Consider the following 20,791-nt stretch of genomic DNA (forward strand, 5'->3'; position numbering starts at 1 on the left):
GCACAACGTACCATACCGCTCAATGGTTTTATATCACTCTTAATGCACCACTGTTCATTCATTAAGCTTTATCAGGCGCCCACCTTCTTTGTCTTCAAGTACATAAATATTACCCACGCCATCTTGCTCGACCTCGCGAACACGCTTGCCCCATTCATAGCGTTCAGCTTCTTCTAAACTCCATTTGCCTTTTTCATCTTTATTAAAGGCTACACGTACCAACGCTTTTGACGACAATCCGCCAATAAACCCATTTCCTTTCCAATCGCCAAACTTATTGCCTTTATAGATGATGAAACCAGCAGGGCTTATCGCAGGTACCCAAGCAAGCTCTGGCGCTTTGAAAACAGGGTAGTCTTCATGGTTCGGTATTTTAACACCTGAATAATGATCGCCCTGCGACACTGCCGGATAGCCATAGTTACGACCTCGTTCAATATTGTTTAATTCATCGCCATGGGCGGGGCCCATCTCGTGCGCCCATAAATTACCCTGCTCATCAAAATCAATACCCAGTGGATTTCTGTGCCCCAAGGTCCATATTTGTTCAGTAACCTTGCCTTGGCCATAAAAGGGGTTGTCTTCAGGTACGCTTCCGTCGGCATTTAAACGCACAATTTTGCCCAAATTCATTGCCATATTTTGCGCTGGCGTAAATTTTTGCCGTTCTCCCGATGTAATAAACAAATGGCCATCTGGCGAAAACGCCATACGGTGAGAATAATGCCCGTTGCCTATCATTTTGGGTGACTGGCGCCAAATAAGCTTTCTATCAGACAAACTTGCACCAGTATCAGTAATCGCAAGCGTTGCTCGTTCAATTACCGCGCCGCTAAACTCATTATTTTGCTTGTCGCGCTCAATATATGAAATATAAATTGTATCGTTGGTAGCAAACTCAGGGTGAATAATCACATCACCTAAGCCGCCCTGCCCCATGGCTGTTACGCGTGGCACATTGCTCACTTCAAAACGCTTTTGTTGGTTTTTATCTAAAAGCCAAAGCGTGCCTGACTTTTCGGTAACCAAGCTATGCCCGTCAGGCAAAAAGGTCATCGCCCAAGGGCTATCGAAGGTTGAACGCACATCGCCCGTTAACATTGTGCCTTTGCTACCTTTCATCTCAACTTGCATGGTTGAGCCCGACTGCGCCCATGCAGTAAATGAAGTGGCTAATACCGCCGCGGCAATAGCCAGTTTTTTACGCGTTACGGTTTTAAATGCTGTAGGTATTGTTGTTCTAGTGAATTGCATGAGGGTGGTTAACCTTATTCAAGGTTCGCGTACTGCTTAACACAAAGATGTGCCACGCAAAGCATTAATATTAAAGGTAACTACGTTGCTTTACCCCGATAAGCTCAAAATGGAAATTCAAGGCTAAGCACGGTGCTTTGTGCACTCAAAAAGTGAAATGTAACCCTCTGTTTTAATTATGTACTCTGCTCTTTTTATTTTATAAGATACTTTAACAATTCTTTTATGCGTTAACAGCTATGCCAAGCTCTATACCTGCCGATATTATCCGCCTGCTTCAAGCGGGGCACTTTAACAATGCCCGTCAGGTCATTCACGAGCGATTCCAAGGAACCGTTCCTGATTTATCGGTAGGTTTAGCATTAGCGGTTGCATGCAGAGGATGCGGTGACGCCGACGCGGCTTTAGAGGCGTTAGATGCAGCGCTTACCTATTCCCCTCATGACTTGTCGGCCCTAATTTTAAAAGGCGACATTTACTACGACACGAAGCGCAAACGCTTGGCCATGCAGTGTTATGCCAACGTACTAAAGATAGTGGCGTCAGCAACGCAACTTCCAGCAGAGATTCAAAGTGCATTACCCCGCATAGACAGCCGCTACCACGAAGTAGCAACGGCCATGAATCAACACATCAACGGTGCACTTACCTCATCGCCTGAAACAAAAAACCTACCACGCTTTCAAGAAGCAATGAAGCTTATGCGCGGCGAAGCAGACATGTACTACTCGCGACCCAGAGCGTTTTACTTCCCGGGTTTACCGCATCGTCAATTCTACCCTAATAGTCTTTTCGACTGGGCAGACGATGTAATGCAAGGTACATCAACCATATTGGGTGAACTGCAGTCGATAACCAACAGCGAAGGTTTCGAGCCTTACATGCAGCGCCACCAGCAAGGCCCAAAAGGCCGAGTGCACTCGCTGCTAGACAGCGACCAGTGGCAGGCATTGTTTCTTCTTAAAGATGGAGAGCGCATAGCGCCCTACGCTGATGCTTGTAGCGGTACGCTAGACATTATTTCAAAAGTGCCGTTGGCTGCAATTTCCGGCCGCGGCCCCATGGCCCTGTTTTCACGGCTAAATGCTGGCGGACACATTGCCCCTCATAACGGCTTTTTTAACACGCGATTAATTTGCCATTTGCCATTGGTAGTACCTAAAAACTGTAAATTACGCGTGGGTAACGAAACCCACGAATGGCAAAAGGGTCAGCTAGTGGTGTTCGATGACAGTATTGAGCATGAAGCATGGAACCATAGCCAAGAAAAACGCGATATTCTTATTTTCGACATTTGGCACCCAGATTTAGACGCAGACGAGCGCGAGGCTATTAGCCAGCTTTATCAATCTATTGATACTTTTGAGGCTAACGGTTAACTGCAACGGCATCACAAATTTGCATAACCGACGAACCATTTAAGAGCATTTGCTTTGTAGCGCGAAATTGCGAAGCGCGCCGCTTTTTAGAAACAACAAAATTAGTAATGGCACTAATAAATACCATATAAACGAAACTATATAGAAGCTAGTGTCTTCAGGTGCAAATCGATGAGGGATGAAAAGGCCAGTGCCGTTTGGCCCATTTGAAAACAAACTATTATTGACCCAATTGCAACCAAAGTGCAGCGCAATTGGAAGTATAACGGATTTAGTCTTAACAAATGCCACGGCAAAAGCGTAGCCGATAAACCCAGTAGAAATAAATACTAAAGCCATTCCCACCGCATTACCTAACACGTTAAAAGTAAACCAATGATAAATTCCAAATGCGACAGCAGATATAGCCAATGCCTTAATGCTTCCTACGTATTTCATTAAGAAGTACAGAAGAACCCCTCGAAACACTAGTTCTTCAATTAACACCGAAATAAAATCTAAAGCGCTGGAATGGAGCAATTTACCGAATGTTGCATATTCAGAGATTGTCCAATGAATCTCAAACATAAATGTGAAAAAAGCTTGAGACAGTAAACTAAGCCCCCCAATAGCAATAAAACCAGCGATAAATTGTTTACAACGCTGCTTAAACGGCATTCCCCACTGCTTAAAAACATTGCGTTTTTCACTTAAATAGATGAAAAGCCACGTTAGAAGAATTAGCAGCAACGCAACTTGCAAATTAAATAGCATAAGGTTTTTTGTTTTTACTTATTGAGCGCGTTCAGTTGTTTAGCGTTCATAATTTTTTATCGATTGGCAATCCATACATAGACTGCAAAACGGTTATCAGCACATCGTTAAAATTATAATTTACGGCATTACTAAGCACGGTTATGTTCAGGCCATCTTCTGTATTGTAACCCGCAGCCGAAACAAACCCATCAATACCACCAAAATGCCCGTAAAACCTCTTTTCACCGAAAGGTTCTCCAGCTAAACCTAAACCATAACCGTTTTCAAGCGCCATCATGGCCGTAAGCGAACTGGTTGAAACTAATTTGCCTGTGAATAAAGCAGAGAAAAATTGATTTGTGTCTTTTGCCGTAGAAACTATAGAACCTGCTCCGTGCGGCACGCTCATGTGTGTTTCGGGTTGCTTGATCCAAAGATTATTAAAGCGGTACGAAAACGCCTCATGCTCTTCAGTTTCAGTGTTATTACCAACGTAAGTGTTGTTAAGGTTTAAGGGGTTGGTAATTTCGTCAGTAATCACTTCTGCCAGTGATTTGTTATGAAGAGATTCAACGATATAGCTTAAAATCGCATAGTTAGAATTAGAATAATTATACTTAGTGCCAGGTTTAAACTCAGGTTGAAACGCTTGAATGCGCGATAGCATTTGCGCTTTTGTTTGTGGCGTTGTTCTATATCTCATGTACTCAGGGTCGTTTGTGTAGCTAAAAATGCCCGAGCGGTGACTGAGTAAGTGTTTAATGCTGATATCTGATGCGTTTGGAATATCAGGAAAGAACTGATCGAGCTTTGTGTTCAAGCTAAGCTTATTTTTCTCTATCAAACGCATTACTAATACGGCGGTGAAAGTTTTACTTATAGAGCCAATTCTAAAACGAGTTTGAGCAGTAATGGGAACAACTTTTTCAACCGACGCGAAACCTGCGTAATGTTCATAAAGCGGAGTACCATTTTTTGACACGTATACCGCAGTCATCATTTTATTATTGGTGCTAAGACTGGTGAGGTAATTGTCTAGCTCTGCTTGACCGGGGTTTAAACTTTGCGCCGATACCGGCAATGTAAAAAGTATGGCGGTAATTTTTATAATATTAAAAAGCCACTGTGCACTTAAACTTAACGTTGCTATCCCTTTCATAATTGTCCTTGCTGCCCTACTACATTGCCCTTCTATGGTGAAACGCCAATGTTGGTCTGAATTGTATTGCTTTCATAGTGAAGCAAAAACGACAAAGCGACAATAAAATTATGACAGCAATAATCACCACATAGTGCATTCAAAACGAAAACCTTCAAAAACCACATTTTGCAGTAATGAATAACAGAAAAAGCAGCAAATTTTACAACCCCATTTGAAATGTGACTTTTTCAACAATATGGAAAAATCAAGAAGTTCTACTAACATTAGTTTCAACTCGGTTCCACAATGGCTAGTAGTATCAATGGCAAGGGTATTATTTGGTTGTCTGCTTTTGACAATTTTAGTTGCGCTTATTTTTTGTGTTCCCGTTATGTCCCAATTTGTAAGCAAAGACATTGAGTTTAAGCATTTAGAGCAAAAAGGCAGTGATACAGCTTTGGTTTTCTTCGGATTCAAAGGCTGCAGTAACGTATGCCCGGTAACCCTTTCAGAGTTTGCAACCATGTTAGAAGGCTGGCCTTCTAAAGACAGTCAACCACATGTCCTATTCGTGGATATAGATGCAAACAGTAGTGACGAAGAGGCAAGTTACTACGCAAAGCAATTTCACAGTGCCATTAAGGGAGTTCACGTGAACTCTGAACAACTCGCTCTATACAGCTTCGATTTTGGTCTTCAGATAAAGCAATCGGATACCCAAATTTCGCATATAGGTAAAACCTACCTTTTACGCCGCTTTGAAGAACAGTGGAAAATTGTTCGTGCATACCAGCCGTCTAACTTTTCACATGACTCGTTACACCGATATTTAACAACACACAATAACGATATTTAAGCCCGAAAATACGCGATTTTAAGAGAGCTACCATGCTAAAAGTCCTATTTATTTGTTATCAATCACATCTGTCGGAAGGACTCCGCCAACAATTCATGGAAGATTTTAAAACCGCAGACAAGATTTTACTCTTCTCTATACTTGCCGGTTGCGTCATTGTGGCGCTAGTTACGCCTTGGCAACATGGTTACTTCACTTTGGGTTTGGTGGGCGGCGGAATTGTTGCTGCTGTGTGCGTGTTTGCTTATAAAACACTAGCGGGCACACCAATTTGCCGCATTATTATGGCCAGCGCACTTACCGTTCTTTTAGTTATTACGGTTCAGCAGTCTAACGGCCTGGGCGAAGGGCATTTCCTATTCTTTTTAGGGTTTACAATACTGATCCGTTATCGCGATATTGCTCCCCTTTTGGTATTTGTTGGCCTAACAGTAGTGCACCATGTCACATTTACTTATTGCCAGAGCATAGGAGTGGAGCTGTGGGGAAGGCCTTTGTTGATTTTTTCTTGGGGAGGACAAACCGATTTAGGGCTACTTGCACCATTTATATACCACGTTGTTTTTGCGGTGCTGGCGCTGCTTATATCTACTTATTATATTTATGAAGGCAACGTAAAATTTGTAGAATCAAATTTGGTGATAATTGCTGTTGAGAAAGCCGCGAACGGCGACTTAACCACTCGAATTAGTAATGAAGAAGCGAATTCTGAGCTTATCGAGCATGTTAATGAATTCCTTGAACGGCTTCATAAAACCTTCGCGCAAATTGGTAAAGTGGCGAAAACGCTTACGAGTAATGCAACGCAGACCATTGATGCAAGCTTACAAAGAACACAAAGGGCCAGCGACCAACAAAGTGAAGTAAGCCAAGTGGCTAGTGCGGTTAACGAAATGTCGGCAGCAACCTTGCAAATAGCAGAAAGTGCAGAGAAAACAGCGCATGCCTCTAACACAACTGTTACCACAAGTAACACGGGTGGTGAGATTGCCGAGACATGCCAACAATCTATTATAAAGCTTGCCCAACAGGTTGAGCAGGCGACCAAAATAATATCTGAATTAGACAAAAACAGTCATGAAATTAGCAGCATTGTGCAAACCATTAGTGGTATTGCAGAACAAACCAATTTACTGGCATTGAATGCAGCAATAGAAGCGGCCAGAGCTGGTGAACAAGGTCGAGGTTTTGCTGTAGTGGCTGATGAAGTGCGCGTGCTATCAAAACGCACTCACAGTTCAACTGAAGAAATCACCGCAATGATCACGGCTTTGCAGTCGAGTACACAGTCTGCCGTAGAAACCATGGACGGCTGTCATGAATTAGCCAATATTAGTGTATCAGATGCTAAAAAAGCCACGGATAGTTTTAAAGAAATTGCGGCCTCTGTTGACGCCATCTCAGATATGGCAACCCAAATTGCAACGGCGGTAGAGCAACAGTCATTGGTAACCGAAGAGATAAATAGAAACACAAATTCTATTAATGATAGCTCGGTGCAATTTCTAGGTGATGTAAAAAAAGGCCACGAGGAGGCAAACACCATGCTGGAACAAGCTCGACTAATGACAGACTATATCGGGCATTTTATGCAGAAATCTACTGCCTGAGTATTGGGTAGGTTTTGCTGGAATTTAGTATTTAAACTTCTCAATAAGATAAAGCAGTATTCGTGTGCTATTGGCAAAAACATGAATACTGCTTTCCTCGCTTTTTTACCTAGTCATTGTCATCAAACGCAGACGTGATAGATCTGAACTCTCTTACTCTATGCTGAACACCATCCACGCTTTCAAAGGTTTGCGTAGCATTTTCGCTTATATGACTTGTTGCAAGCTTTGCTTCTGAAATAGCAGCATCCACTTCTTTAATAGCCTGTTTGTTTTGAATGCTGGCCGCCGCTATTTGCTCCATTTCAGTGGTTATTTTAGTAATTTCGGCACGTATGCTAATCATTTCCTGTTTGGCTTTTGTGCTTTCCTCGCTGCAATCTTCAGCAACGCTTACCTGCTCCATCAAATCTTGCTTTAGTAAGTCTATAGTTTTCACCATCGACCCAATGGTTTCCTCTATCTCATCTACCGCTTCTTGCGTGCTTTGCGACAAGTTTCGCACCTCGTCTGCCACCACTGAAAAGCCTCTGCCCGACTCGCCTGCTCTAGCCGCCTCTATAGCGGCATTAAGTGCAAGCAAATTCGTTTGCTCGGCTATTTTATCTATTCTTGAACTAAACTCGATAGCCGACTCACTTTTCTTCACGAGCTCTTCTGCCGAGTTAGCCGCGGTTGTAATGTGTTTAGCCAGTTTATCGATGTGGCTTGCTGCGCTGTCTACCACTTTGGCAGAGTCGTTTACTTTCTCTTTAGCCGTAGAACACGTTAAAGCCGTTGCTTCTGCGCTGTGGTTGATTTCGCTCATTGCTTCAGTCATTTGGTTAGATGCAGCAGATATTTGCTGCGACGCCGCAGCACTTTGCTGTGCGGCACTTACCAGTTCTTGCGCATTTTTCTTGGTATCAACTATTGCTTCAGCAATGTCTTCAGTGCCCGACTCTATGCGCGTCATCGCAGCGTTTAACGCACCCTCTTTTAGCGCTAGTTCATAATCGATAACTGCTGTTGCTGGTGTTTTCGCAAAAACTTGCTGCTGTACTGGAAAGTGACGGGCATCGTATTCTTCAAACTGCATATTGCGCTTTGGAATATTTGGGTATAGCAAAAAACTTATTACACCAGTAACCAACATAAACGCGTAGGTCATTAATGGCTGGGCAAACATAAAAGCAACTATAAAAACCGCAATCAGTGCAGCACAACTGGCCCAAAGCTTTATATTTGGCTTTTGCACATTCGCTTGCTGATAAATGGCTTGTGCCGTATTCACTAACTCTTCAGCGGCAGTATTTAATAACCACTGAATACCTACTACATCGTTTTTTCTGAAAATAGGCCTTACGAATACATCTCTCCAATACGTGTTGCCATTCACAGTAAATGGAATAACCCCTCGCCATGGCGTTTCCGATTTTATGCTTACGTTAATCTCGTTTAAAACGTGGTGCGGTACGCTGGTTAGGTAATGGGCAATACTGCCTTTTTTATCAGGCTCGGTTGCTGAAAGACCAAAGAAATACTCGGCTTTGGGTAACACATTCCAAAACGTTAAATCGTTACGTGTTGAAAAAACAACATCGCTTAGCGTTTCAGGCGATGCAAAAACGCCTTCGTTAATTATTGTGTTTACCGACATATTCATAGCATTTACCTAATGTAAGAGATAAAAGGAATACGCCACGCTTGTACAAAAGTTCACCAATTAAATTTAATTCAATCTAAAGTATAAAGCGGCTTAATAGGATTTAATGAGACGAGCACGTTTTGCTTTTTCTGCTTACATCGCTTCTGTGGTTAGCCATTTAGCCGCTGTAATAGATTGATTGACGGCGTAATTTTAGCCAAGTACTCTGGAATTACTCTTTAAAGGAAATGCGTAATGGAATACCTAACATGAAACCAGCCAAAACACTCAGCGCTATTACACTTACTATTTGCCTAGTTTCATTATGGGGCTGTGCAGAGCCCGAAACCTTTGCTGCATCCCCCTCGCCTACCGAAGAAACACAAGAAGCTAACCTGTTAAAAACAGGGTTGAGTGAGCGCATTCGCATTGAAGGGCAAAAGGTTGATTACCAGTCTTTGGAACAACGACAGGCGCACTATGAAGTGCCTGGCGTGTCGGTCGCTTTTATGCGAAATGGGCAACTAGCGTGGACCATGCAAAGCGGCGTTAAAGACGTAATAAGCAAGCTGGCTGCTGATAAAGACACGGTATTCCAAGCAGGCAGTATTTCTAAGCCCGCATTTGCAGCAGTATTGATGAAGTACCGCCAAGATAACCCCATTGATTTAGATACCGACGTAAATAACTTACTTACCAGCTGGCAATTGCCTGAACACGAATGGACTGGGCAAGAAGCGGTGTCGTTACGCCGGTTATTAAGCCACACAGCGGGCACCACAGTACACGGCTTCCCTGGTTACACAGCGGGCGAACCCGTGCCTACGTTACAGCAGGTGTTAGAAGGTACAGCGCCAGCAAACACCAGCGCTGTTGTTGTTGATATTCAACCAGGCACACAAATGCGCTATTCAGGTGGCGGCACTACGCTAGCTCAGCTTACCTTGCAAGACATAGCTAATGAACCCCTGCCAACCATGTCGCAACGACTTTTGTTTAAACCTTTAGGCATGACACGTTCAGGCTTCGAGCAACCCATTACAACAAACCTTTCAAACAATATGGCGACGCCTTACGATGGTGATGGTTCGCCAATTAAAGGTGGTGCGCATACTTACGCCACACTAGCTGCGGCTGGCATGTGGAGCACGCCATCAGACATATTGAAATTGGCAAACAGTGTACGCAGTGCGTATTTAGGGCAAGAAACAGACTGGATATCGCAAGCTACTGCACAAGAAATGTTAACCAACAATACGCAAAGTATTGCGCCGCCTAATGTAGGAATAGGCTTTTTTATCAACATGAGTGACGATGGAGAAATTCTGGGCTTTGGCCATGGCGGCGCAGATGCTGGGTTTATGTCGCAGCTTTACATTGAGCTAGATACCGGCAACGGCTACGCCATTATGACAAACGGCAACAACGGCAGGCAGTTAATAAGCGAACTAGAAATCCGCCTAAAAGAAGCGTTAGGAGTAGGCTATTCGGAGGCTGAAATAAAAACCGTAGAGCCTATTAGCGAAGATGAGTTAAACCAATACACTGGCACCTATGCGGTAACCAAGCCAGTAATTGTTGATGTTGTGTTAGAAAAAACAGCCAATGGTTTTGTGCTTAACGCATTACCTTATGTTGAGAATGAAGAGTATTTTCATGAGGGTGGCGGGCGATTTTTTGCTAAGAATGGGAGTAGTATTCGGTTTGAGGTGGGTGATGAAAGTGGGTTGGTTAAGGCTCTTGTGATGGATGGGAATATTCGGGGTGTTAGAATGAATTAGCGTTAAGGATTGATGCGCAATAATGAAATCGGTAACCGATAAGTAATTATGTAACTCTTACACGTGAGATTAAAGATAAAGGAATATCAATGGAATACAATTTTGCTTTAATAGCCTCTCTTCTCTTCGTCATCATCCTCTTGATGGTTGCACACCGATTTACTACAAGGCAGCGACTTTTCAATAAACTCATCAGCAACGCAAAATCTCGCAGTATGAAAATACTGAGAGAGGCAAAAGCTAAACAAGCCGAGACAGACGCTGACATAGAAAAGCGTATCGAGGAGATAAATACCCGCGAAGCGTCCTCAGAAGCACGAATTGAAAGGCTAAAAGAAGCTGATAGAGAAATTCGCGCACGATTAAAAGAGTCTAGATCACTAATTGAAGATATTACTGACCGAAGCTGTCAGCATGCTGCGGACATCGAACTACTAACAGAAGAAGATCTTCAATCAAGTAAGAGTTATGTGGACGACAGAAAGGCAGTTAAAGCGAGGCTAAAGAAACTCGCTACTGATGCTATCGAGAACGTCAGAGGTCACAATGCAGATGTAAACGTAGGTAAGTTCGTGGCTATTTCTGCAAAGGCAGACATGGCAGGGGCATTACTTCTTAGTGTAGTAGAAATGCTATGTTCCAAGGTAACAGCATCAAGTGGTCACCTTGCAGCGGAAAAGCTTGCAGAGACGATCATAGCGACTGAAGCTCTAGTTAAAGCGATTGACAGCCGAGCGGAAATTAATGGCGAAATGAAAGCACTTTTGATGAAGCGGCTAGAGATCGAAATTAATTATAAGAAAGCAAAGCAGATAGCAAAAGAAGAACAGCGAGAATTAAGAGAACAACAGCGCGAAGAGAAAAAAGCACGTGAAGAGGCAATGAAAGCTCAGAAGGAGGCAGAAAAAGAGGAGGCAATTACGGCAGCGGCAATAGCCAAACTTGAAGCTGAACTCGCTGAAAAATCAGAACAAGAACGGTTGGCCTATCAAGAACAGCTTGCCGCACTTAAATCTGAATTAGCACTAGCCCACGAAAAAATGGAGCGCGCGAAAAGTCGCGCTCAGGAAACGAAACAAGGCCACGTATACATCATTTCAAATATTGGAAGCTTCGGAAAAGACGTACTTAAAATTGGCATGACAAGGCGATTAGAGCCAATGGACCGTGTGAGGGAACTTGGCGATGCATCTGTACCCTTCACATTCGATGTACATGCCCTTATCGAGTCGGATGATGCACCAAATCTTGAATCAACATTACATAGAGTGTTTGACACAAAACGATTGAACCGGGTAAATCGCCGAAAAGAGTTTTTCAGAGTATCAATTGAAGATATCGAACAAGAGTTAAACAAAATGGATATTGAAGCACTTATTTCTAGAATTCCAAGCGCAGATGAATATTATCAATCTCTCAAGTGGTCACTCAAGTCGCAAGTATGAATGAAAATCGTTTCAAACCGATACTTTCAAAGCCTATTTTGTAGTTAATTGAGATTTGACCCAGAAAGTTAGCCAATTTATAAACTTAATAAATTTTTACCCGGGGATAGGAGTGGCGTTTTTTTATTTCTGCTTTAAAAATATAACGGCCGTCTAATCCTGTTTCCTCTGAAAAAATAGATAATGGTTTTTCAGGGAAAGCGGAGAGGTAGTATAAAGTTTTAATAATAAGCTGTTATGTTTAATTTTTGATAAAGGAAGTTTGGTTTGACCGTAAGTCAAAGAGATTGGAAAACGATTATAGGTGCATCATTTGCTTTTGGAACGGGCATTTGGTTTATGGCAGATAACTTTTGGATTAAGCCACTCGAGAGAGATCTAGTTCGAAAAGAAACTGAAATAGCTTCTATGAAAAACAATATAAAGGCAACTGACGAGTACTTGAGTCTTCAAAAAGAAAGCATAAGTAATGCTGAAAAATTAAGATTCACGGAAAATCAGCTACAGCGATGCACGTTAAGTAATGTTGAGCAAGAAACTTTGAAAAATAAAGTGTCGGGGCTAGAGAATGACTTACTTCAAGCAAAAGGATGTCAATCAAAATTCAATGAGCTGTACAGAAAGCACGCAGAATCACAAGCGAAATTAAAGGCTACTTATGAGCAGTTAGAGAACTATAAAAACGCTCTAGAAATGAAAAATAACACAATAGAACGTCTTTCTGTGAGTTCAGATTTACTTGGTCAACTTGAATATCTGAAAAAACAACAAGATGACGTGGAATCAGAATTGGAAACACTGTTGGGTTATTGGCAAGACACTCAAAAACACATAAATGAGAAATCGAGACTGGAAAACCGTATTAAATTGCTCCAAGAACAAATAACTCTGCTAGTACAACGCATTAATAATTAAATACAACAAGCACATGAAGTCAGCCTCAGGCATTTTGGAATTTTAACATGTGGGTTCTATACACACCACTCACATGTATTACTTCCTAATTCTGTGGGCTTTAGTTATAAAAATTACTTATCGAGGAAATAAAAAGAATGGCTGGATTAGAGTTTAAAGAACGATTCGACGTTTCATCATCTGTCATTACCTTTGAGCAATTAGCAAAAAATGCACCCAGCGAATTGTCAGAGAATATAGATGAAGTAGCGGTTTTGATCCTTCCTTCACACGACACCGACGATTGTTTTTATTCCGGAAGTTTGGATACGCTAGACTATTTGAATAACAATGCGCTTAAGACTGAAGTATACGCCAATGACGATGAGTATAAAGAATTGGGGCTTCATGCTGCGGATATTTGGCTTGGCACATTCTTCGTAAAGAATATTGTTATACCTGTGTTTTGCGGTCTCGTCTCATCCTATGTATATGACAAACTTAAAGCAAACAAGGACGATAAGATTTCCCTAAAATTCGTCGTAGAGAAAAAAGATGGGAAAAGCTCGACAGTTTGTTATGACGGAAAAGTTGAAGACGTAGAAAAAGCCCTCAATGCAGTAAAAGAATTCAGCAATGATGATTGAACTTACAAACATCGAAGACACTCGTAAGCCAGTTATTGGTCAAATACTAGAAGAGCTTGAAAGGAAGAAAAAAGAAGCAGCATCGTCTGGAAATGAGAAATTAGCTAACGATTGCTGGAGAGAATCTGAGGCTATCAAAGCAAATGTTCTATTCATAAAAGCGTTTGACAAAATCAAGTCAAAAAAGTACCGAGGCGCTTGGAATGACCTTGAACGCTGCGAAGCTTATGCTGCCTCGATAGAAAGAAACTCAGATTCAGATTTTTACACCAAATCGAGATGTCACTTCATAGCGAAACAAACAGCCAAGTGGCAGGCTCTTTTTCCTTATTGTCTGTTTGCAAGTCCTGGATTTACAGTTGGGCATTACACATGCAGCATTTGTGATCACAAGGTAAGACCGAGATCGAGGTGTTCTCACATAAAGGGGAAAATATACAATGGAGAACTGTGTTTACATGTTGCACATGATATAGAATTTCTTGAGATTTCAATAGTTACTAAGCCAGTACAAAAATATTCAGTTGTGCACAATGATGAAACTTTGGACTTTTCATTGATAAACTACTTATCCGATTTTCTTGATAATGCATTTGAAAATTGGGAAGCACATTGGACACGCAAGAGCTTCCCAATTAAAAGATTTTCGAAAGTTGCCCGTAACTCTGGTTGCCCATGCAAGAGTGGAAGGAAATTTAAGGAGTGCTGCTTTAACGAAAAAGAAATCTCGATACCACATGTCGACTTTCAGTTTTTCAAAGAATTATCGGATGTAAAAGCTAAAGCTCGTTTTCCATACTAATCCGTAACACAAAAAGCTCCACGCTATTGTCACTGCAGTCGCTTAATCACTAAAACCTGCAAAAAAAAGGCGAACCACCCGGTTCGCCTTCCAAATCAATCAAGCTTTAACAGCAACGCCGCTAAACAAACACCCTACTCCTCAACATAGCTCTCAATACTAGGGCAAGAACAAATTAGGTTACGGTCACCGTATACGTCATCAATACGGTTTACCGTTGGCCAGAATTTGTTTCTGTGCACTTCTGGTGCTGGGTACGCCGCTAGCATGCGGTCGTAGCTGCGGTTCCAGTCGCTATCACAAATGTCTGCTAGCGTGTGTGGCGCATTGTGTAATGGGTTGTCAGTGGCATCCCACTCGCCGCTTTCTACTTTCGCAATTTCTTGGCGAATGCTAATCATGGCGTTCACAAAACGGTCTAGCTCGTACTTCGCTTCCGACTCGGTTGGCTCAATCATAAGCGTTCCCGCTACTGGGAAGCTCATGGTTGGCGCGTGGAAGCCGTAGTCGTTTAAGCGTTTTGCAATGTCTACTTCGGTTACACCGCTTGCTTCTTTAAGCGGGCGAAGGTCAACAATACATTCGTGCGCTACGCGGCCATTGTTGCCTTTGTAAAGCACCTTGTAGTGCCCTTCTAGCTTCTTGGCTACGTAGTTGGCGTTTAGAATAGCCACTTCGGTTGCACGGCGAAGGCCAGCGCTACCCATCATTTTGATGTACATGTAGCTAATAGGCAGAATAGACGCACTACCCCATGGCGCTGCCGAAACCGCACCACAGTCTTTACCTGCTGTCGCTACGTCTACCACTGTGTGGTTTGGTAGGAATGGTGCAAGGTGCGACTTAACACCAATGGGTCCCATACCTGGGCCGCCACCACCGTGTGGAATGCAGAAGGTTTTGTGTAGGTTAAGGTGCGACACGTCTGAACCAATGAAACCAGGCGACGTAATGCCCACCTGCGCGTTCATGTTTGCGCCGTCCATGTAAACCTGGCCGCCATACTGGTGAACAATGTCACAAATTTCGCGTACGGTTTCTTCGTATACACCGTGGGTAGACGGGTATGTGATCATAGCACAAGACAGGTTTTCACCCACTTCTTCCGCTTTCTTGCGAAGGTCGTTAAGGTCTACGTTACCTTTACTGTCACACGCTACTACTACCACTTTTAGGCTAACCATTTGCGCAGACGCAGGGTTAGTACCGTGAGCAGAGCTTGGAATTAGGCACACGTTTCTGTGACCTTCGCCACGGCTTTCGTGGTATCGCTGAATAGCCAATAGGCCTGCGTATTCACCTTGCGCACCTGAGTTAGGCTGCATTGAAAGCGCGTCGTAGCCTGTTACGTTAATTAGCCACTCGCTAAGCTCAGCAATCATTTCTTGATAGCCTGTTGCTTGGTCCAGTGGTGCAAACGGGTGAAGTTGGCCGAACTCAGCCCACGTTACTGGAATCATCTCAGCCGTTGCGTTTAGCTTCATGGTACAAGAACCCAATGAAATCATTGAGTGGTTAAGCGCCAAGTCTTTGTTTTCAAGGCTCTTGATGTAGCGAAGCATCTCGGTTTCAGAGTGGTACTTGTTGAACACTTCGTGAGTAAGAATGTCGCTGGTGCGCACCAAGCTTTCAGGAATAGACTTCACGTCTTGCGTGGTTACTTCTGCGTCTAAGCCTTCAACAGTTAGTCCGTGGTCGTCGCCTAGCATAACGTCAAATAGCGCTGCTACGTCTTCACGTGTAGTGGTTTCGTCTAGCGATACACCTACCGCGCCTTCAAGGTCTGCACGTAGGTTCATGCCTTTTGCGTAGGCGCTTGCAAGTACGTCTTCTTTGTTGTCTACCATTACGGTTAGCGTGTCGAAGTACGTGCTGTGCTTAAGGGCTACCCCCTTCTCTGCGCCTTTTTGTGTTAGGCCAGTAGCCAAAATGTCGGCAAAGCGGTGAATGCGCTCAGCAATGGTTTTAAGGCCTTGCGGGCCATGGTATACCGCGTAGAAACTTGCCATGTTGGCTAGCAGCACCTGTGCAGTACAAATGTTCGAATTCGCTTTTTCACGGCGAATGTGTTGTTCACGGGTTTGTAGCGCCATACGAAGTGCTGGGCGACCGCGGGTGTCTTTACTTACCCCAATAATACGGCCAGGCAGTGAACGCTTGTAGCTGTCGCGTGTTGCGAAGAACGCCGCGTGCGGGCCGCCGTAACCCATAGGTACACCAAAGCGCTGTGCACTACCTAGTGCAACGTCGGCACCTAGTTCGCCTGGCGACTTAAGCATTACTAAGCTCATTAGGTCTGCCGCTACTGCCACAATACCTTTTTTCGCTTGTACCGCAGCAATAATGTCGCTTATGTCTTTTACTTCACCGGTAGTCGTTGGGTACTGAAGTAGCGCACCAAATACATCGTGCTCTGCCGCTTCTTCTGCTGCACCTTTGATGATTTCAAAACCAAACATTTCAGCGCGGGTTTCAACCACGTCAATGGTTTGCGGGTGAACGTCATTTGCAATGAAGAAAGCGTTTGATTTTTTGTTCTTAGATACGCGCTTAGCAAGGCCCATGGCTTCTGCTGCCGCTGTACCTTCATCAAGTAACGATGCTGATGCTAGCTCTAGGCCTGTTAGGTCAATGGTTACTTGTTGGAAGTTAAGAATAGCTTCCAAACGACCTTGCGCAATTTCTGGCTGGTAAGGCGTGTACGCTGTGTACCAACCTGGGTTTTCTAGCACGTTGCGAAGAATTACATTAGGTACGTGAGTATCGTAGTAACCCATACCAATGAAAGAACGGTTAATTTTGTTCTTTTGCGCAACGGCTTTAAGTTCACTTAATGCTTCAACTTCTGTCGCCCCTTCACCACATTTAAGTGCTTCTGGTAGCGCAATACCTGCCGGTACAGTTTGCTCAATTAAATCATCTAATGAGCTTGCACCAATGGCAGACAGCATTTCTTCAATTTCACCTTTACCCGGGCCAATGTGACGGCGGATAAACGTATCTTTTTGCTCTAGTTGAGCTAGTGTAGGGGAAGTATTCGACATAACGTTGTTAAGCACTCGTAATGGTTGCCGCAAGGGCGCGTTAAATCTTCAAGTTAAAAAGGGGCTGAATTGCCTTCATGCCCCTTTTTAAACTATTTATCTTTAAATCAGCGTAACGAATTACTCTTCGTCAATGCTGTTTTCGTAACCTTCAGCGTCTAGTAGACCTTCTACTTCTGCTGCGTCGTCGGCTTTAATTTTGAATAACCAACCGTCGCCGTATGGGTCAGAGTTCACAAGCTCTGGTGAATCTTCTAGGTCTTCGTTAACTGCAACAATTTCACCAGAAATAGGTGCGTATACGTCAGACGCTGCTTTTACAGATTCAGCAACACAAATGTCGTCGCCAGTACTAACTGCGTCGCCAACATCTGGTAGTTCAACGAATACCATGTCGCCTAGTAGGCCTTGGGCGTGCTCAGAAATACCTACAGTGAAAACACCGTCACCTTCAGGGCGAACCCATTCGTGCGTAGCGGCATAGCGTAAATCAGTTGGGATGTTGCTCATAATCGTTCCTGTTATTCTCTGTTAACTTTTGGGGCCTAGTAGCTATCGGCCTTATAAAACACTTTTTCCATTGCGTACAAAGGAGGGCTTAACCACTTTTACTGTAACCCACTTTTTGCGCATTTCCACTTCAACTGTCTCACCAACATCACTCGGTACTCGTGCCATGGCAATTGAGTGGCCTAATGTTGGAGAAAACGTACCTGAAGTAATAACACCTTCGCCGCTTTCTGTTTTCACTTTAAGGCCGTGACGAAGCACGCCTTTTTCAGTCATTACCAAGCCTACTAGCTTGTCGGTACCCGCTTCGCGCTGTGCTTCTAGTGCTTTACGCCCTACGAAGTCACGCTCTGCCGGTTCCCAAGTAATTGTCCAGCCCATGTTAGCGGCTAGTGGCGATACAGTTTCATCCATATCTTGGCCATACAGGTTCATGCCCGCTTCAAGGCGTAGTGTGTCACGAGCACCTAGGCCGCATGGCTTAACGCCCGCGTCTAGTAATGCTTGCCAGAAGCTTTCCGCTTGCTCGGCAGGCACCATAATTTCGTAGCCTGCTTCACCGGTGTAACCCGTGGTAGCGATGAACAAGTCTTCTGCTTGTACGCCGAAGAAAGGCTTCATGCCTGATACCGCTTCTTTTTGCGCTGCGCTAAATAGCGTTGCTGCTTTTTCTTTTGCGTTAGGGCCTTGTACGGCAATCATGGCAAACTCAGGGCGCTCGGTAATGGTTACGTCAAAGCCTTCTGCTTTGCTCATTAACCAGTTCATGTCTTTTTCGCGCGTTGCCGAGTTCACTACTAAGCGGTAGTTTGTTTCTTCAAAGTGATAAACAATAAGGTCGTCTACAACACCGCCTTCTTCGTTAAGCATGCCGCTATATAACGCCTTGCCTTTATCTTTTAATTTCGCAACGTCGTTTGCCAAAAGGTACTGAAGATACGCTTTCGCTTGTGCGCCTTTTACATCAACAATGGTCATGTGAGATACATCAAACATGCCTGCGTCTTGACGCACAGCGTGATGCTCTTCAATTTGTGAACCGTAGTTAATAGGCATATCCCAGCCGAAGAAATCGACCATTTTCGCACCCGCTTCTAGGTGCTTTGCGTGTAGGGCGGTGGTATTAGACATTCCACTTACTCTTTTTGAATTGAAAGGTAGAAAACGGTATTGAGTATAGTGAGGCAACGTTTTGGTAACAAATTGGAAATTTTAATCAATACATTTAAAAAGCAAATGTACAAGCGCAGTAATATCAGAAAATCAAATATTGAGCAGCATTTTAATAATGTTACTAGCCGCTAATAGCTGCGTTTTAACTGCATTGCTTTGAACGCCAGAAAAGCACACCTAAATTTTGCTATTTGACTATTTGCCTCACTGGTGTATTTTTGAACTGTTGTTAACGTTTCGTTAGCAGCAATAACCTTCATAAAATCAGATCCACACAATCAGGAGAAAGCAATGACACAGCGCATTTGTACTTATACTCCTAGTGGCCTGCATTCATGTTCTACCGATTACCACTTAAGTGAGTGGTTCGACGAATAGTCACACCTGAATAACCTGCTTTAAAATTTTCCAGTGCTAAGCGCTGGCTGTATGTATTTGTTATTCAGGAACTATCTCATGAAAAAAATAATAATGAACATGGTGGCAACACTAGTAACAACCCTTTTTTTAACAACAAACACGCACGCATGTATTACCAGTGAATCAGAATCTAACGATACTGAATCGCAGGCGAATACTGGTATGTGCAGCGGTACAACCGTAGAAGGAAACCTTAGCCGAAGCGACGTCGATTGGTTTGAATTCGATGTAGTACAGGCTGGCAATATCGACATTAGCCTTAATCATAATTCCCGTGACGATTTTGATTGGGCTCTTTATAAAACCTCTGGCGGCGCAGTTGACACTGGTGAAACCGGCAGCACACCAGAAACAGGTAGCTACCAAGCAAACGCGGCAGAAACCTACGTCTTAAAACTTACTCGCTATTCGGGGAGTGGTTGGTACGACTTAAACGTATCGTTTCCTAGCAGTACAGGCGGTGGCGGAGGTGGCAACGACTGTGGCTATGGCCCACGTCCCTCTGCTCCCAATACCCTTACCAGTTACATTACCGGCAATGAAAACGACAGCTGCGCAGGCTTAACGGCAGGTGATGGCGCGGTATTGTTGATGGGTGGTGGTTCGGATGTTGATAGCGCATTCAGTAACCGCGTTGTTGGGCACGTTGACAGTAACGCAGATGTGGTAGTGCTTAGAACATCAGGCAGCGACGGCTACAACAGTTATTTGCAAGGCCTAATGGCTGCCGACTCGGTAACAACGCTTATTGTTGATACCCGTAACAAAGCCAATGAAGACTACGTTGACTGGGTTATCCGCAGCGCAGAGTTCGTGTTTGTGGCTGGCGGTGATCAGTCTGATTATTTGAACCAGTGGAGTGGTACAAAAGTGCAAAGCGCGATGCAACATGTGTTTGATAAAGGTGGCGTAATTGGCGGAACGTCCGCAGGCATGGCCCTTATGGCCGACAACGTGTACGACCCCGACGGCATACTTGGCGCAATTTCAGAGGAAGTCGTTACAGACTTCTGCCACGAAACGTTGAATTTTAGCAACGGTATACTTTCAATTCCCATGTTAAACAGTGCGCTTACCGACACGCATTTTGCTGAGCGCGATCGCATGGGAAGAACCGTGGTATCATTGGCACAGCACTCAACAAACCACTTTGCTATTGCGGCTGATGAAAACACATCACTCTTCATAACAAGCAATAATAGCGGTGTTGCAGATGGTTCTGGCAGTATTTATGTGTTTCGAGAAACTGCGTTAACACAGCGTCAGGTACTGACCTGCGGCTCGCCAGTGCGCTATAACGATGTACAGCGAATTCGACTAAATTCAGGTAACACCATTAACCTTAATTCATTTAGTCATAACGGCGTTGCCACCAACATTTCCATTAACGGCAACAACGCTAATTTTTATTCGCCACTTAACCCTTATTAATTTGGCTTTTAAAGGCACTGCATTGCGCAGAGCCTTTTTTAC

16 protein-coding genes are annotated in these 20,791 nt (G+C 43.7%); 9 read left to right on the forward strand and 7 right to left on the reverse strand.

Annotated features, from left to right (window positions below):
- Positions 1-54: 54 nt before the first annotated feature.
- Positions 55-1,254, reverse strand: a complete 1,200-nt coding sequence (locus tag ACHUFN_RS05585) for a PQQ-dependent sugar dehydrogenase (RefSeq protein ID WP_394221319.1) — start codon at positions 1,252-1,254, stop codon at positions 55-57.
- A gap of 239 nt (positions 1,255-1,493) precedes the next feature.
- Between ACHUFN_RS05585 and ACHUFN_RS05590 the strand changes: the two genes are divergently transcribed.
- Entirely contained in the window at positions 1,494-2,633 is a 1,140-nt protein-coding gene (locus ACHUFN_RS05590) for an aspartyl/asparaginyl beta-hydroxylase domain-containing protein (protein ID WP_394221320.1), read from the forward strand.
- A gap of 39 nt (positions 2,634-2,672) precedes the next feature.
- Here ACHUFN_RS05590 and ACHUFN_RS05595 read toward each other — a convergent pair whose 3' ends face one another.
- Both ACHUFN_RS05595 and ACHUFN_RS05600 read right to left on the reverse strand, forming a co-directional pair.
- Positions 2,673-3,386 carry a CPBP family intramembrane glutamic endopeptidase gene (locus ACHUFN_RS05595; RefSeq protein WP_394221321.1) on the reverse strand — a complete coding sequence of 238 codons (714 nt, stop codon included), beginning with the start codon at positions 3,384-3,386 and terminating at the stop codon, positions 2,673-2,675.
- Between the two features lie 46 nt (positions 3,387-3,432).
- Positions 3,433-4,527: a serine hydrolase domain-containing protein gene (locus ACHUFN_RS05600; protein WP_394221322.1), complete on the reverse strand. Its 1,095-nt coding sequence runs from the start codon at positions 4,525-4,527 to the stop codon at positions 3,433-3,435.
- A 373-nt stretch (positions 4,528-4,900) separates the two neighbouring features.
- Between ACHUFN_RS05600 and ACHUFN_RS05605 the strand changes: the two genes are divergently transcribed.
- Both ACHUFN_RS05605 and ACHUFN_RS05610 read left to right on the forward strand, forming a co-directional pair.
- Positions 4,901-5,365 carry an SCO family protein gene (locus tag ACHUFN_RS05605; RefSeq protein WP_394221323.1) on the forward strand — a complete coding sequence of 155 codons (465 nt, stop codon included), beginning with the start codon at positions 4,901-4,903 and terminating at the stop codon, positions 5,363-5,365.
- Between the two features lie 95 nt (positions 5,366-5,460).
- Complete coding sequence (locus ACHUFN_RS05610) at positions 5,461-6,975, forward strand: methyl-accepting chemotaxis protein (RefSeq protein ID WP_394221324.1); 1,515 nt, start codon at positions 5,461-5,463, stop codon at positions 6,973-6,975.
- A gap of 109 nt (positions 6,976-7,084) precedes the next feature.
- On the opposite strand, the gene ACHUFN_RS05615 is transcribed toward ACHUFN_RS05610, so the two are convergent.
- The gene (locus ACHUFN_RS05615) at positions 7,085-8,620 is read right to left on the reverse strand and encodes a methyl-accepting chemotaxis protein (RefSeq protein ID WP_394221325.1); all 1,536 of its coding nucleotides are present in this window, start codon (positions 8,618-8,620) and stop codon (positions 7,085-7,087) included.
- 251 nt (positions 8,621-8,871) lie between these two features.
- Between ACHUFN_RS05615 and ACHUFN_RS05620 the strand changes: the two genes are divergently transcribed.
- The 5 genes from ACHUFN_RS05620 to ACHUFN_RS05640 all read left to right on the forward strand — a co-directional run bounded on the left by ACHUFN_RS05620 (position 8,872) and on the right by ACHUFN_RS05640 (position 14,171).
- The gene (locus ACHUFN_RS05620) at positions 8,872-10,383 is read left to right on the forward strand and encodes a serine hydrolase domain-containing protein (protein ID WP_394221326.1); all 1,512 of its coding nucleotides are present in this window, start codon (positions 8,872-8,874) and stop codon (positions 10,381-10,383) included.
- Positions 10,384-10,472: 89 nt separating this feature from the next.
- Positions 10,473-11,828, forward strand: coding sequence for a GIY-YIG nuclease family protein (locus tag ACHUFN_RS05625; RefSeq protein WP_394221327.1), 1,356 nt, complete (start codon positions 10,473-10,475; stop codon positions 11,826-11,828).
- A gap of 267 nt (positions 11,829-12,095) precedes the next feature.
- Positions 12,096-12,743 (forward strand): hypothetical protein, encoded by a 648-nt coding sequence (locus ACHUFN_RS05630; protein ID WP_394221328.1) that lies wholly within the window; start codon positions 12,096-12,098, stop codon positions 12,741-12,743.
- Between the two features lie 137 nt (positions 12,744-12,880).
- Positions 12,881-13,369 (forward strand): hypothetical protein, encoded by a 489-nt coding sequence (locus ACHUFN_RS05635; protein ID WP_394221329.1) that lies wholly within the window; start codon positions 12,881-12,883, stop codon positions 13,367-13,369.
- Positions 13,359-14,171 carry an SEC-C metal-binding domain-containing protein gene (locus ACHUFN_RS05640; protein WP_394221330.1) on the forward strand — a complete coding sequence of 271 codons (813 nt, stop codon included), beginning with the start codon at positions 13,359-13,361 and terminating at the stop codon, positions 14,169-14,171. The genes ACHUFN_RS05635 and ACHUFN_RS05640 overlap by 11 nt, the downstream gene beginning before the upstream one ends.
- A 134-nt stretch (positions 14,172-14,305) precedes the next feature.
- Here the strand turns inward: ACHUFN_RS05640 and gcvP are convergent, their stop codons facing one another.
- From gcvP to gcvT, 3 genes are all read right to left on the reverse strand, one after another.
- Positions 14,306-17,215 (reverse strand): aminomethyl-transferring glycine dehydrogenase, encoded by a 2,910-nt coding sequence (gcvP, locus tag ACHUFN_RS05645; RefSeq protein WP_394221331.1) that lies wholly within the window; start codon positions 17,213-17,215, stop codon positions 14,306-14,308.
- Between the two features lie 120 nt (positions 17,216-17,335).
- Positions 17,336-17,725 carry a glycine cleavage system protein GcvH gene (gene gcvH / locus ACHUFN_RS05650; protein WP_159626895.1) on the reverse strand — a complete coding sequence of 130 codons (390 nt, stop codon included), beginning with the start codon at positions 17,723-17,725 and terminating at the stop codon, positions 17,336-17,338.
- Positions 17,726-17,776: 51 nt separating this feature from the next.
- Positions 17,777-18,856, reverse strand: a complete 1,080-nt coding sequence (gene gcvT / locus ACHUFN_RS05655; protein WP_394221332.1) for a glycine cleavage system aminomethyltransferase GcvT — start codon at positions 18,854-18,856, stop codon at positions 17,777-17,779.
- Positions 18,857-19,354: 498 nt separating this feature from the next.
- On the opposite strand from gcvT, the gene ACHUFN_RS05660 reads away from it, so the two are divergent.
- Complete coding sequence (locus ACHUFN_RS05660; RefSeq protein ID WP_394221333.1) at positions 19,355-20,749, forward strand: Type 1 glutamine amidotransferase-like domain-containing protein; 1,395 nt, start codon at positions 19,355-19,357, stop codon at positions 20,747-20,749.
- The last annotated feature ends 42 nt before the right edge of the window (positions 20,750-20,791 follow it).

The sequence above is a fragment of the Alteromonas gracilis genome (assembly GCF_043642145.1).
GTDB classification, from domain to species: domain Bacteria; phylum Pseudomonadota; class Gammaproteobacteria; order Enterobacterales; family Alteromonadaceae; genus Alteromonas; species Alteromonas gracilis_B.